This window comes from Pseudomonas sp. JL23 (genome assembly GCF_056933585.1).
Window position 1 is genome coordinate 4,918,481 of the sequence record NZ_CM167795.1, and the last position, 12,812, is coordinate 4,931,292.

The following is a 12,812-nucleotide window of genomic DNA, read 5'->3' on the forward strand; positions in this document are numbered from 1 at the left end:
CAACCACGACCGAGGTCCCATGCAACAAACCAGCGAAGCAGGCGCAGCCGTCTACTCCCCCTTGACCCTGAAACTCTACGACGCCTGGGTTTTGGGTATCTCCAATCAATGGGCATGGCAGTGCCCGACCCGCCAGGTACTGCTGCCGTTCTTCCGTCGCCATGTGGGTTTTCGCCATATGGATGTGGGCGTCGGCACCGGCTACTACCTGGCCAAGGCGCAACTGCCCCACTCCACCGCCGTCACCCTGGTCGACCTCAACACCAGCAGCCTGGAGGCCGCCCGCAAGCGCCTGAACCGCGCCAGCACACGGGTCATTCGCCATGACATATTCCAGCCGCTGCCCGCCGAGCTGCTCGGGCAGTACGACTCGATTTCCCTGTTCTACCTGCTGCACTGCCTGCCCGGCAGCATGCTGGAAAAGGCCCACGTCTTCGCCAACCTCAAGCACGCCCTGGCCGACGGCGGCGTGCTCTACGGTGCGACCATTCTTGGCGACGAAGCCGGGCACAACGGTTTTGGCAGCAAGCTGATGGAGGTCTACAACAAGAAGGGGATTTTCGGTAATCGCAGCGACAGCGTTGAAGGGTTGCGTACGGCGTTGGCGCTGCACTTTGCCGACGTAGAGATTGAGGTGGTCGGCAAGGTGGCGTTGTTTACGGCGAAGGTGGCCGTTCTTCCGAACAACCTGTGACCCACTGGATCAATTTATTCTTTGTGTGCGAATTCATTCGCGAAAGCATTATTACAGGCCGTGGAATGGGTCGAATGTACCGGCCTCTTCGCGAATGAATTCGCTCCTACAGAATTCGTTCTCACCAAATTCGATTTTACAGAATCAGCTCTCACAGAGCTGACTGCCGCCCTAAAATCCTGACCCGTCAGTCATCGCTTTACCTGCTCCGCGCGGGTGAGTAACGTCTGCACACTTCAATAAAAAGGAATGGCGTCATGAGTGATTTGGTCTCGTATCAGCTGCAAGAGGGCATCGCCACGCTGACCCTGAGCAACGGCAAGGTCAATGCCCTTTCCCCGGATGTGATCAGCGCCCTGAATGCTGCGCTGGACCAGGCCGAGAAGGATCGCGCGGTGGTCATCCTCACCGGTCAGCCGGGTATTCTTTCCGGCGGCTACGACCTCAAGGTCATGACCTCCAGCCCCGAGGCGGCGATCAATCTGGTCAAGGACGGCTCCACGCTGTCCCGCCGCCTGCTCTCGCACCCCTTCCCGGTGATCGCCGCCTGCCCCGGCCATGCCGTGGCCAAGGGCGCGTTCCTGCTGTTGTCGGTGGATTACCGCATTGGTGTCGAAGGCCCATTCAGTATCGGCCTGAACGAAGTGCAGATCGGCATGACCATGCACCATGTCGGCATCGAACTGGCCCGTGATCGCCTGCGCAAATCGGCGTTCAACCGCTCGGTGATCAATGGCGAGATGTTCGATCCCAAAGGTGCGATGGAGGCCGGGTTCTTCGACAAGCTGGTCAGCGTCGAAGAGTTGCCGCAAGCGGCGCGCAACGTTGCCCTGCAATTGCAGAAGATCAATATGAACGCGCACAAAAAGACCAAGCTCAAGGTGCGCAAGGCGCTGCTGGAGACTCTGGACAAGGCGATCGAAGAGGATCAGCACCACGCGTTGTAAGCCGTCGAGCGCAACGGTTGTGTCAGCAGAAAACGGCGGGGCCGGTAAAAGTCGGCCCCGCAGGCCATCACAACCCCGCCGTGACCAGCGTATGTCCGGCAACGATGTACTTGTCCATTTCGGCCTCAGGCACCATGCCGCCACCCGTGGCCCAAATCAGATGGGTGGCATTGGCGCATCCTGCTCCTTCAAGCCCGACGCGCTGGCGATAGGCCTGATCATGCAACACCCTGGCAAAACCCGGCGCCCCGGCCAGCGCTGAAGGCTCCAGAGCGATCCCCTGAGTCGACTGCATAAGGTAGAGCAAGGCGAACATCTCTTCATCGCTGAGCGTGTAATAACCATCCAGCATGCGCTGCATGGAGCGGCCGACAAATCCTGAGGGCCGCCCCACGGCCAGTCCATCGGCAGCGGTCAGATTGCTGATGCCGAAATCCTGCACGGCCAGACCGTCGTGCAATCCGGTATAGACGCCCATGAGCATGCACGGCGACTGAACAGGCTCGGCAAATACGCAGTGAACGTGGTCACCAAACGCCAGCTTCAGGCCGAAAGCAATGCCGCCAGGGCCGCCACCCACCCCGCAAGGCAGGTAAACGAACAACGGATGTTCGGCATCGACCTTGATCCCGCGCTGCTCGAACTGCACCTTGAGACGCTCCCCTGCCACCGCATAGCCGAGGAATAGCGTGGTGGAGTTTTCGTCATCGATGAAATGACAGCCTGGATCGGCATCCGCTTCCTTGCGGCCCTGCTCAACAGCCTGACCGTAATCTCCGGCATATTCGATAACGCTGACGCCATGGCTACGCAGCTTGTCTTTCTTCCATTGCCGGGCGTCGGCGGACATATGCACGGTGGTCGCGAAACCCAGACGGGCACCGGCGATACCGATGGACATGCCCAGGTTGCCAGTAGAGCCGACAGCGATCTTGTGCGCCGCAAACAACGCCTGGCAATCCGGCTCGGCGAGTTTGCGGTAGTCATCGTCGACGCTCAGAAGGCCATGGCGGATGGCCAATTGTTCGGCATGAAACAGCACCTCATAAATCCCCCCCCGCGCCTTGACCGAACCCGAGATCGGCAGATGGCTGTCTTTTTTCAGCAGCAGCCTGACCGGTTCAGTAACGGCATAGCGTTCGCACAACGCCTGAGCAAAGTTCGGCACCTCGACCAGCTCTGACTCGATGATGCCATTGCTGATCGCAACCTCAGGGAATACCTGAGCCAGGAACGGCGCAAAACGCTGCAGGCGCGCGCTGGCATCGGCCACATCGGCCGGCCTCAGGACAATGTCATCAAGAGCCTGGGCCATTGGCGCGACGGCCGGGTTGAACCAGGTGACAGGCTCAAGTTGCAGCACTGCCGACAGCAACGGAAATTCCCGCGTCCAGTCCGACAGTTTTTTTCCATACACCGACGTAAGCATGCTCAGGTCTCCGCTGCGCGCACCTTCACGGCTGTGCGCAACTCATCAAATAGGCGAATCAAACAGCGGAGAGACCGGCGCCAGTGCTCACGGCCTGTTCCAGCGGCGGATGGGTGACCGGCGTCCACAGGTCCACGGCGCTGGCGGCCAGGGCCTCAAGATCCGGCAGCGGACGACGCAGGTCGGCGCTCTGCTCGCAGTGACTTTCCAGGGCGCGGGCTGCCAGCAATAGCTCCAAATCACCACGGAACTTGCCGATCAGTTGCATCCCGAACGGCATGCCCAAGTGATCGACACCCAGCGGCATGGACAGGGCCGGGTTGGTCGCCAGCGTGACGACGTAGGTCAGGGCCAGCCAGCGATAATAATTTTCCAGTTCCACGCCGTTGATGTGGGTCAGGTATGGCTGCTCCCAAGGGAACGCCGAGACCGGCGTGGTCGGCGACAGGATCAGGTCATACTGGCTGAACAGTTGCTGGAAACGACGAAAGATACGGGTCTGCTCGGCACCGGCCCAGACACAGTCCTTGAGCGACATCTGCGCGCCCATTTCATAATTGGCGCGCGGATTGGGGCCCAGCGAATCCGGATCTTTCTCGTAGGCGGCCTGCAGACTGCCGACAAACGCTTCGGCACGCACCACGTCAAAACAGCGATGAGCGTGCTGCATGTCGATCTGTACTTCTTCACAGACAGCAAATACACCTTTGAGCGCAGCTATCTTGTTACGGAATACCTGACGGATATCGTCATCGACATCACAGACACCGAAGTCTTCGGTGTAGCCGACCCGCAGGGTCGACAGGTCCACGCCAACGCTGACGGCACCGGGCATGCTGAACTCATAACTCAACGGGTCGCTGGCGGCCACGCCCGCTGTCGCGGCCAGTTGCAGCCAGGTGTCATCGACCGTGCGGCCCATGGGCCCAACCACGGAAATCGGCGTCCAGCCCAACAGTTTTCGCTCGCTGGGCACCAGGCCCGGCGAAGTGCGCAGGCCGACAATCCCGCATTTGGCTGCCGGGATACGCAACGAACCACCGGTGTCCGAACCGCTGCACAGCGGCACCATGTCTACGGCCAGGGCCGCCGCAGCGCCACCGGACGAACCGCCGGCATTGAGTCGAGGGTTGAACGGGTTCCCCGTGGCCCCCCAGACCGGATTGCGGGTGTTGGCCCCTGCTCCCATTTCCGGCACGTTGGTCTTGCCAACCACCACCGCTCCGGCCGCGCGCAAGCGCCGCACCAGCTCGTTATCCCTGGCCGGCACATTGCTGCGAAACAGCGGCGAACCATAGGTGGTCAACAATCCCTCGGTTTCTTCCAGATCCTTGATCCCGATGGGCAGGCCACTGAGCAGACCGCGCGGCTGCCCCTTCATGATTGCCTGCTCGACGGCCAGCGCTTCCTCACGGGCACGCTCGAAAGAAGTGGCGCAGAACGCATTGATCTTCGGGTTAAGCGCCTCGATACGTGCAATGCAGGCATCGAGCAATTCCACGGGCGAGATTTCCCGGCTGTCCATCAACTGCTTCAGCTCGACGGCGCTTTTGCCGACCAGTTCGTTCTGCGTTTGCATAAAAGGGTTCTCAACTAAAAGTCTGCGGCCAATATAAAAATCGGGGCGCGGGGCAACAACCGACATTTTTAGAAGGCTGCGATGCCTTTTAAAGATGCCAGTTGCAACGATTATTCAAGGTCAGCAATGGGTGTCAGGTAACACGCACTTCATGTATTCGATAAAGGCTTGCAAGTGTGTCGACAAGGGCCGCCTGGCCATGGTCTGGATCTCGATGAAGCGCTCGCCACCACACATCTCGGGCACGGTCAGCGCCACCAGATGTCCTTGGCGCAAACGCTCGCGTACGAACAACTCACCGCAGAACGTGATAGCGGCACCGGACATGCAGAACGTCAACAATGCTTCGAGGTGATCACTGTCCAGAACACTTTTGTAATTGAGCCCTTCGCGACTGCAATACAGGTTCAGCAGTTGACGGATCGTGGTGTCCGGCCCCGGCAGCGCCAGCGGATGCTCGACCACCTGTTTCAACGCCTGGGTCCCGCTGTCAGCCAGCGGATGGCCCGGCGAGACCACCGCCAGGATCGGCGCCGGCTGGCTGTAGACCACGCTGATGTCTTTGGCCACGCCAAGGCTGAAGGAAAAGCCGATGTCCACTTCGGCCTCACGGACCATCCGTGTCACCTCCAGGGCCGAGGCGACGACGATCCGAAAACAGCTCCCGGCGCCCCCCGCCCGAAAACCGGCGATGGCGCCCGGCAGGCACTGCGAGGCAAAACCTTCGGTACAGGCGATGCTGATCAGGGATTCGGACTGCTCACGCAGGGCGCTGATTTCCTGGCTGACCTGCTCGGCGTCGAGCAGGGTGCGGCGAGCATAAGCGGCCAGCAACTCCCCTGCCGGACTCAGGCTGACACCACGGGACTGGCGCTCGAACAGCACCGAACCCAGTTCGCTTTCCAGGCGACTGATCTGGCGGCTGACCGCAGAAGGCACCACATGCAGACGAGCAGCCGCTTCGCTGATCGACCCGCTGTTGACCACTTGCAGGAAGTAGCGAACAGCGGTCTCACTCAAGGTTCGAGCGCTCATGGGAATGGATTTCTCTGTGCGGTAGGCAGTCGAGCTTAATCCATTGCCAGTCGGCCTGCCGAGTGTGCGTGACATGATCAGGCCTCGTGGGCGTTGGCCTGTTGCACCGAGAGAATCTTGCTGGCACTCAGGGACATGCTGATCAGAGTGGCCACCGCCGTGGCGCCAATCAGGAAGAGGAAAGCCGAATCGTAAGTCTTGTAGTACGACACCAGGAACCCGATCGCCATGGGCGATACGAAACCGGCTAACTGCCCGCCGAAATTGACCATGCCGATGCCGGTACCTACCAGGCGCTGCGAGAGAATCTTGGTCGGCAGGGCAAACGCGGCGGCGAACACGAAGGATTTGAAGAAGTATGCCGCGGCCTGATAGGCAATCACTTCAGAAGTGGTTTGCGAGGTGTACATGCCATACAGAAACACCCCGGTCAGGATACAGCTGCCCGTCATCAGGTATTTTTCCCGCCCGTCGAAGTACTTGACCATCAGCCAGCCCCCCATGGCCGTGGCGATAGCCGCACTGATGAAAGGCAGCGGCACCAGCAGGCCGACGGTCTTCAGATCCAGCCCGCGAGCGGTCAACAGATACATCGGCATCCAGGCATCCAGCCCCTTGTTGACCAAGCCAAGGGCGAACCAGATGGCTACGATCTTCCACAGCAACGGCATGCGCAGCAGTTCCCGGGTACTGGCCTTGCCCTCCAGCGAGCCGCTTTGTGGCTGATAGTTGCCATAAGCCTCAGGACGCTTGACGACGGCGGCGTACATTACCGCGAAGATAATGCCGGCCACACCGATGGCCAGGAACACGTCCCGCCAGCCCAGCCAGAGAATCAATGGCGCAATGATCAGGGGGGCGATGAAGCTGCCGGTGTAGTTGGAGGAAATCATCAGGCTGGCCATCTTCGGCCGGTCCTTTCGCGTATAGATCTCGGCAACCCCCTTGATCGCCGAAGAGGGGTAGCTGCCCTCCCCCAGACCGAACAGAAAACGGATCACCAGCAAAGAAGCCAGGGACCAGGCCAGCCCGGTCATCAGGGTGAAGATCGACCACAGGCTGATCGAAACAATGACCACGCTCTTGGCGCCGAAGCGATCCGCCAGCCAGCCGCCGGGAATCTGCATGGCGGCATAACCGAGATAAAACGCGCTGAGCACCACACCCAGTTCTGCCGGGCCCAGATTGAAGTCCTTGCCAATATGGGACAGCGCCAGGGAAATCGCCGAGCGGTCGATATATGAGATGACATAACCGAGATACAAAAGAACAAAGACCACCAGGGGTCTGTGCAGAGCATTTTTAATTTTCATTTTTTGCACGCCTGTTCGATGGCTGGGTAATTCGTGGGGTCATCCTAGGAGTGCGAAAAACAGTGAACAAGTGACGGTTTTAGAGCAGAGCCTTCGCAAAAACTCATAGCACGCCCGTGGTGCGAGAGCCCTGTTAAAGTGCGCATTTACAGCCATTCAAATGGTCCCGCTCGCACTGAACAGGTGCGTTATGGTGCTGATTAATCGTCTCAGCAGCGTTAGATTCCCGTGAAAAAAAACAGGCAAGATCTCTCGACAGCGAGTCGGGTGAAATTATCCGGCAGGTGATGGGTCCCATGAACGCTGTGCTCATCTCCTACAGTTGAGGAGTTTGACGCGCTAAGCTGCCCTTACTGCCACCCTATAAGAAAGAAGTGAACTGCCATGGGCCGAGTCGTTGCTGCCGCTGTCTACCACGCAGGCAAGAAAGTCACCAATATCACCCTCGATGAAGGCGCGGCCTGGGCCGCCAAGCCGGGGCATTTTGTCTGGATCGGCCTTGAGCAGCCCGACCCCAGCGAACTGGCCAGCCTGAAGAAGCAGTTCAACCTGCATGAACTGGCTATCGAAGACGCCTTGGAAATTCACAGTCGGCCCAAGCTGGAAAGCTTCGGCGACGGCCTGTTTATCGTGACCTACGCGCCGATTCGCGAGAACGGCAAACTCGAATTCATCGAAACCCATATCTTCGCTGGCAAGGGCTACATCATCACCTCGCGCAATGGTCAGTCGAAGTCCTACGGGCTAGTGCGCCAACGTTGTGAAGCGCGGCCGTTGCTGCTGGAACATGGCGAGGATTTCGTGCTGTATGCCCTGCTGGATTTCGTCACCGAGAATTACCAGCCGGTCACCGAGGCCATTCATTGCGAGCTGGAAGACCTAGAACACAGCGTACTCAGCGGCTCGCTGAACGAGGCCGATATCCAGCGTATCCATAGCCTGCGCCGTGACGTGCTGCGCCTGCGGCGTTATGTATCGCCGATGGTGGAAGTCGGCGAAGAGCTGCAGAAGCTCAACTTCCCGTTTATCGACAAGAACATGCGGCCGTACTTCCGTGATGTGGAAATCCATGTCAAACGGCAGATGGAGGACCTCGCCAACCTGCGCGATATCGCCAGCCAGACTATCGAAGTCGGCATGCTGCTGGAGTCATCGCGACAGAGCATTGTGCAGCGCAAGTTCGCCGCAGGCGCGGCGATCCTGGCCTTCCCCACGGCGATTGCCGGAATCTACGGGATGAACTTCCAACACATGCCGGAGCTGAGCTGGCAATACGGCTACTTCATTGTGCTGGGCGTGATCTTTACCGGTTGTACGTCACTGTTTTTGATGTTCCGGCGTTTGGGCTGGTTCTGAGCCCAGCCCCGCCCTTCATAGCGTTTCGGTGGCCGGTTTGTTGGCGACGAAGCGCATCATCCACTCCGCCACTGTCGTGCCATGGTGCTCGTGGTCGAGGCTGGCGATGCCTTTCTGATAGATCTGCTCGCCCAGGGATTCCTGACGAATATCCAGCAAGGTGCGCGAATATTCGTGGATGAACTCGGGATGTCCCTGGAAACACAGAACCTGATCTTCGATATGGTAGGCGGCGAACGGGCAAAACTCGCTGGAGGCAATCACCGTGGCATTGGCTGGCAAGGTGGTGACCTGATCCTGGTGGCTGATCAGCAGAGTCAGCTTGTCCATGGCCGGGGTCATCCAGGCTTTGGCCGGGGCCAGGTCGTAATGGTGAATGCCCACGCCCCAGCCCTGGGTGGCACGCTCGGTCTTGCCACCGAGCAGCAGCGCCAGCAATTGGTGACCAAAGCAGATGCCGAGCAGCTTGTCGCCACGGCCGTAGAGCTGCAGCAGATACTCCTTGAGGACCTGTATCCACGGGTCACTGCCAAAGGAGTCGGCTTTGCTGCCGGTGACCAGATAAGCATCGAAACGCTCATCCAGTGCGGGGTAGACGCCCTGCATCACGTTATAGACGGTGAATTCAGCGGCGATCGGCTGACGCGAGAACAGCCGCTCGAACATCCGCCCGTAACCCTGATATTGATCGACCAGTTCCGGGCGCAGGATGTCGGTTTCCAGAATGCAGATGCGTAACGACATAAAAATACCTGAAGCAATAAAGGCAATAGTGCAGGAATAGAGCCTGCCTTGAACCGGCGGCGCATGGCAAGCGGCGTTTAACCAGTCTGCCCACAAACGCCTGAACCTGAACTGTTAAGTGGGGGCGACAGCAAGGCGAGCCTCGTAGGAACTATCGGAGTCAGACGAACGGTAGTAATGGCTAGTTGCCTTGACCGAAGTCGGCAAGGTGTCTAGCCAGCCAACGGCGCAAGTCATGTGCCTTGCCACATAACTTTCAGATTGGAAATGTAGCCTTTTAGATACGAAATGGTTCTAAGCCGTGGCGCACGCGGGCTCTAAGGTTAGGTCTGTAGCAGCAGGCACAATAAAAAACAGATCATGTGCCCAGGCTGTCGCCCCTCATGCGGTCGAAGCCACTGTTCAGCGCAATCACCTTTGCAAGCTGCCCGGTTCTCTTTGAATGAAATCGGTGAGCTTTTTTCGCTCAGGCAATAACAATAAAGGCGGTCAGCCATGTTCAAGTACAAGCAGTCAAAACTACGCCAAGCCGGACTCATCGTGTTCGTCACCACGCTCTTGCTGATCCTGCCGAACATGACCCGCCTGTTCGGCTGATTGACTCAGCAGGTTGAGCTTATCTGTGCCAATCTTCTTCCATCGACTCGTGGAGGACGGCCAATGCATCAATGGATCGCAGTCATTACTCTGGCCTGCTGGGGCACTGCCCTGGCGGGAGAGGTGGATCAAGCTGGCGCTGTGAGTGCCTTGCGTGAGGGCAAGCTGGCAATCGATGTGCGTCCCCAGACCGACTACGATGCCGGTACGGTACTCAACGCCATCCGCGTCGATGAAGTGCGTCTGGTCAACCAACTCAAACAGGTGCTCAACGACCGTAACGTCTCCGTAGTCATCTTCAGCAGCAGCATTGAAAAGGCCAGTAAAGCGCAAGATCGGCTGATAAGAGCGGGATATTCCGGCATCATCAACGGCGGCGATTATGAAGAGCTGCATAACGCCCTGTATGACACCAGCGATGATCCTGCGGAGTAACGTCCTTGCGTTTTTTATCCCTGTTGGCCGGCACCTTGCTGGCGCTTCCGTTGCACGCCGCGCAATTGACCGTCGAACTGGCCGACGGCGTCCATACCTGGGACACCGCGCAACTGCTGAGCCACCCTCTGGTGCAGGAAGTGCGCATAGCCAATGATGTTTCCTACAAGCGAGAGATGACTTACCGCGTGGTGCCGATGGCGGCCCTGCTTGGCGGTGTCAGCCCGCAAAACCATTTGCAGGTCGTGGCCACTGATGGCTTTGCCGCCGAGCTGTCTGCCGGGCCCCTGCTGCAGAACCGTGGCGCACGGGCCTGGCTGGCCATTGAAGACCCGGCTCAGCCCTGGCCGTCACTGGGCGCTGGCAAACACAGCGCCGGACCGTTTTATCTGGTGTGGACCGATCCTCAGGCTGGCGACATCGGCCCGGAACAGTGGCCCTATGCCGTGGCCAAGGTGCGCCTGCTGGCGTCAGTGGCCGAACGCTTCCCGGCGCTGACTCCAGACCCGGCGCTGGCCGCCGACGATCCGGTCAATCTGGGTTTCGCTCTGTTCCAGAAACACTGTTTGGCCTGCCATCGGCTCAACGGCGCAGGCGATGCCCAAGTCGGCCCCGACCTGAACATGCCCCACAGCCCCACCGAATACTTCACCGCTGATTACCTGAAACTGTATATCCGCAATCCCCAGGACCTGCGCCAATGGCCACAGGCACGCATGCCCGCCATCCCGGCAGAGGTGCTGTCGGACGGTGAGCTGAACCAGATAATCGGGTATTTACAGCATATGGCGGAGCGGCGGGCGGGGAATTGAAGCGCCCTGATTCGTTAGAGCGAGGTTTGCACACGAATACGATGTCGGATGTACCGACGTATTCGCGGGCAAGCCTCGCTCCAACGACCTAACTTACTGCACCTGCGCCTGCATCATCGGCAAGGCCACCGGCGATGGCGTGACCGAGACCTTGGCGTGCATCTGCTCGGAGCCGCCGCCACGACGCATGCCACGTACCGGGCAGGCGTCCAGGTAGTCCAGCCCCACCGCCAGTTTCAGGTGACGTGCAGGTACGGCCAACTGGTTGGTCACGTCGAAGCTATACCAGGCATCATCGATCCAGGCTTCGGCCCAGGCATGGCTGGACAGGTGTTCGCTGTCTTCGCTGTACAAGTAGCCAGACACGTAGCGCGCCGGAACTCCCAGGCTGCGGGCGCAAGCAAGGAAAGTGTGGGTATGGTCCTGGCAGACACCGGAACGACCGGCAAACGCCTGGATCGCGCTGGTTTCCACTTCGGTCGAGCCCGGCGTGTAGGTGATGTGCTCGTTGATGCCGTGCATCAGGTCGATCAGCGCGGTGCGATCCTTGCGCTTGCGGCATTGCTTGGCGGCAAAGATGCGCATCGCCTCGTCGGCCTCGGTCAAGCGGGTAAAGCGCAGGAACGGCAGGGCCGACTGGCTTTCGTGCTCGGACTCGCGCTTTTCGTCGATCTCGACCTGACCACGGGCACCAATGATGATGGCTTCATGGGGCTCGTCGAGGGTCAGCACATGGAGGATATTGCCGAACGGGTCAATCTGCGCGCGCACCGGACGCGGCAGGTTCAACTGCCAGCTCAAGACGTGCTGGCGCTCGCTGTCATGGGGCGTGAGGCGCAAATACTGGATGCTTGCCCGAACCTGATCGTCGTAGTGATAGGTCGTTTCGTGGCTAATTGAGAGTCTCATGCAGCCTCCAGGTATGAAGTGTGGATAGCGTCACCCAGTTGGGCTACCAACGGGATGAATTCGTTCAACCATTCGTGCAGGCCTTCATCGAGGATCTCGTCGATCCCGGTGTAGCGCAGGCGTGCATCCATTTCCGCCGCCAGGCGCTGGGCTGGACGACCGTTGGCGCCCGGCAGGCTGGCGAGAATCTGGTCCAGCTCTTCAAGACAGGCGCGCAGGGAGCGCGGGATATCGGCGCGCAGCAACAACAGCTCGGCCACATGACGGGCGCCCGGCGCGTCGCGGTAGACCTCGGTATAGGCCTCGAACGACGACAGGGCGCGCAGCAAGGCGCTCCATTCGTAATAACCGGCCGCCGAGTTATCGGCCGCCGCATTGGCCTGGGTGCCGCGCAGTTCGAGCATTTCGTAGCGGGCATCAAGCATGCGCATGGTGTTGTCGGCGCGCTCGATAAAGGTGCCCAGACGAATGAAACGGAACGCATCGTTACGCATGATGGTGCCATAGGTCGCGCCACGGAACAGGTGCGAACGCTCCTTGACCCACTCGCAGAAACGGCTCATGCCGTAGCGGCTCAAGCCCTGCTCGGCGATCCCGCGAATCTCCAGATAAGTGGAGTTGATGTTTTCCCACATGTCGGCGGTGATTCGCCCGCGCACTGCATGGGCACTGGCCCGGGCCGCGCCGAGGCAGCTGTAGATGCTCGCCGGGTTGGCTGCGTCCAGGGCGAAGAAATGCAGCATGCGCTCGGCATGCAGCTCGCCATGACGCTCCAGATAGGTCTCCAGGGTGCCGGTGATCAGCAGCGGCATGGCGATTTCATCCAGCCCGTCGCCACGCCCGTCCTGGGGCATCAATGACAGCGAATAGCTCACGTCCAGCATTCGGGCGAGATTCTCCGCTCGCTCCAGGTAACGTGACATCCAGTACAGATCCGAGGCAGTTCTACTTAGCATTGGCAG

Annotated in this window: 12 protein-coding genes; 5 read left to right on the forward strand and 7 right to left on the reverse strand. The window is 59.5% G+C overall.

Annotation, left to right across the window (positions count from 1 at the left end):
- Positions 1–19 precede the first annotated feature (19 nt).
- Complete coding sequence (locus tag AC1Z24_RS22705) at positions 20–694, forward strand: class I SAM-dependent methyltransferase (RefSeq protein WP_483742803.1); 675 nt, start codon at positions 20–22, stop codon at positions 692–694.
- Positions 695–951: 257 nt separating this feature from the next.
- Positions 952–1,641, forward strand: a complete 690-nt coding sequence (locus tag AC1Z24_RS22710; protein ID WP_483742804.1) for a crotonase/enoyl-CoA hydratase family protein — start codon at positions 952–954, stop codon at positions 1,639–1,641.
- Between the two features lie 67 nt (positions 1,642–1,708).
- Here the strand turns inward: AC1Z24_RS22710 and dsdA are convergent, their stop codons facing one another.
- From dsdA to AC1Z24_RS22730, 4 genes are all read right to left on the reverse strand, one after another.
- Entirely contained in the window at positions 1,709–3,070 is a 1,362-nt protein-coding gene (gene dsdA / locus AC1Z24_RS22715; RefSeq protein WP_483742805.1) for a D-serine ammonia-lyase, read from the reverse strand.
- A 58-nt stretch (positions 3,071–3,128) separates the two neighbouring features.
- Entirely contained in the window at positions 3,129–4,649 is a 1,521-nt protein-coding gene (locus AC1Z24_RS22720) for an amidase (protein ID WP_483742806.1), read from the reverse strand.
- A 120-nt stretch (positions 4,650–4,769) separates the two neighbouring features.
- Positions 4,770–5,684 (reverse strand): LysR family transcriptional regulator, encoded by a 915-nt coding sequence (locus tag AC1Z24_RS22725; RefSeq protein ID WP_483742807.1) that lies wholly within the window; start codon positions 5,682–5,684, stop codon positions 4,770–4,772.
- 77 nt (positions 5,685–5,761) lie between these two features.
- The gene (locus AC1Z24_RS22730) at positions 5,762–6,997 is read right to left on the reverse strand and encodes an MFS transporter (RefSeq protein ID WP_483742808.1); all 1,236 of its coding nucleotides are present in this window, start codon (positions 6,995–6,997) and stop codon (positions 5,762–5,764) included.
- 384 nt (positions 6,998–7,381) lie between these two features.
- Between AC1Z24_RS22730 and AC1Z24_RS22735 the strand changes: the two genes are divergently transcribed.
- Positions 7,382–8,353, forward strand: coding sequence for a magnesium and cobalt transport protein CorA (locus tag AC1Z24_RS22735; protein WP_483742809.1), 972 nt, complete (start codon positions 7,382–7,384; stop codon positions 8,351–8,353).
- A gap of 15 nt (positions 8,354–8,368) precedes the next feature.
- Here the strand turns inward: AC1Z24_RS22735 and AC1Z24_RS22740 are convergent, their stop codons facing one another.
- Positions 8,369–9,097, reverse strand: a complete 729-nt coding sequence (locus AC1Z24_RS22740; RefSeq protein ID WP_483742810.1) for an amidotransferase — start codon at positions 9,095–9,097, stop codon at positions 8,369–8,371.
- Between the two features lie 660 nt (positions 9,098–9,757).
- Between AC1Z24_RS22740 and AC1Z24_RS22745 the strand changes: the two genes are divergently transcribed.
- Positions 9,758–10,129: a rhodanese-like domain-containing protein gene (locus AC1Z24_RS22745; RefSeq protein WP_483742811.1), complete on the forward strand. Its 372-nt coding sequence runs from the start codon at positions 9,758–9,760 to the stop codon at positions 10,127–10,129.
- 5 nt (positions 10,130–10,134) lie between these two features.
- Positions 10,135–10,941, forward strand: a complete 807-nt coding sequence (locus AC1Z24_RS22750) for a c-type cytochrome (RefSeq protein WP_483742812.1) — start codon at positions 10,135–10,137, stop codon at positions 10,939–10,941.
- A 93-nt stretch (positions 10,942–11,034) separates the two neighbouring features.
- On the opposite strand, the gene AC1Z24_RS22755 is transcribed toward AC1Z24_RS22750, so the two are convergent.
- Both AC1Z24_RS22755 and AC1Z24_RS22760 read right to left on the reverse strand, forming a co-directional pair.
- Positions 11,035–11,850 carry a transglutaminase family protein gene (locus AC1Z24_RS22755; RefSeq protein ID WP_259102109.1) on the reverse strand — a complete coding sequence of 272 codons (816 nt, stop codon included), beginning with the start codon at positions 11,848–11,850 and terminating at the stop codon, positions 11,035–11,037.
- On the reverse strand, positions 11,847–12,806 hold the full coding sequence (locus tag AC1Z24_RS22760; RefSeq protein ID WP_259102112.1) for an alpha-E domain-containing protein: 960 nt from the start codon (positions 12,804–12,806) through the stop codon (positions 11,847–11,849). The genes AC1Z24_RS22755 and AC1Z24_RS22760 overlap by 4 nt, the downstream gene beginning before the upstream one ends.
- Positions 12,807–12,812 lie beyond the last annotated feature (6 nt).

Bases quoted from the DNA above. Each gene is read 5' to 3' on its own strand.
- AC1Z24_RS22705 (WP_483742803.1), top strand. From the start codon at position 20: ATGCAACAAACCAGCGAAGCAGGCGCAGCCGTCTACTCCCCCTTGACC.
- AC1Z24_RS22710 (WP_483742804.1), top strand. From the start codon at position 952: ATGAGTGATTTGGTCTCGTATCAGCTGCAAGAGGGCATCGCCACGCTG.
- dsdA (WP_483742805.1), bottom strand. From the start codon at position 3,070: ATGCTTACGTCGGTGTATGGAAAAAAACTGTCGGACTGGACGCGGGAA.
- AC1Z24_RS22720 (WP_483742806.1), bottom strand. From the start codon at position 4,649: ATGCAAACGCAGAACGAACTGGTCGGCAAAAGCGCCGTCGAGCTGAAG.
- AC1Z24_RS22725 (WP_483742807.1), bottom strand. From the start codon at position 5,684: ATGAGCGCTCGAACCTTGAGTGAGACCGCTGTTCGCTACTTCCTGCAA.
- AC1Z24_RS22730 (WP_483742808.1), bottom strand. From the start codon at position 6,997: ATGAAAATTAAAAATGCTCTGCACAGACCCCTGGTGGTCTTTGTTCTT.
- AC1Z24_RS22735 (WP_483742809.1), top strand. From the start codon at position 7,382: ATGGGCCGAGTCGTTGCTGCCGCTGTCTACCACGCAGGCAAGAAAGTC.
- AC1Z24_RS22740 (WP_483742810.1), bottom strand. From the start codon at position 9,097: ATGTCGTTACGCATCTGCATTCTGGAAACCGACATCCTGCGCCCGGAA.
- AC1Z24_RS22745 (WP_483742811.1), top strand. From the start codon at position 9,758: ATGCATCAATGGATCGCAGTCATTACTCTGGCCTGCTGGGGCACTGCC.
- AC1Z24_RS22755 (WP_259102109.1), bottom strand. From the start codon at position 11,850: ATGAGACTCTCAATTAGCCACGAAACGACCTATCACTACGACGATCAG.
- AC1Z24_RS22760 (WP_259102112.1), bottom strand. From the start codon at position 12,806: ATGCTAAGTAGAACTGCCTCGGATCTGTACTGGATGTCACGTTACCTG.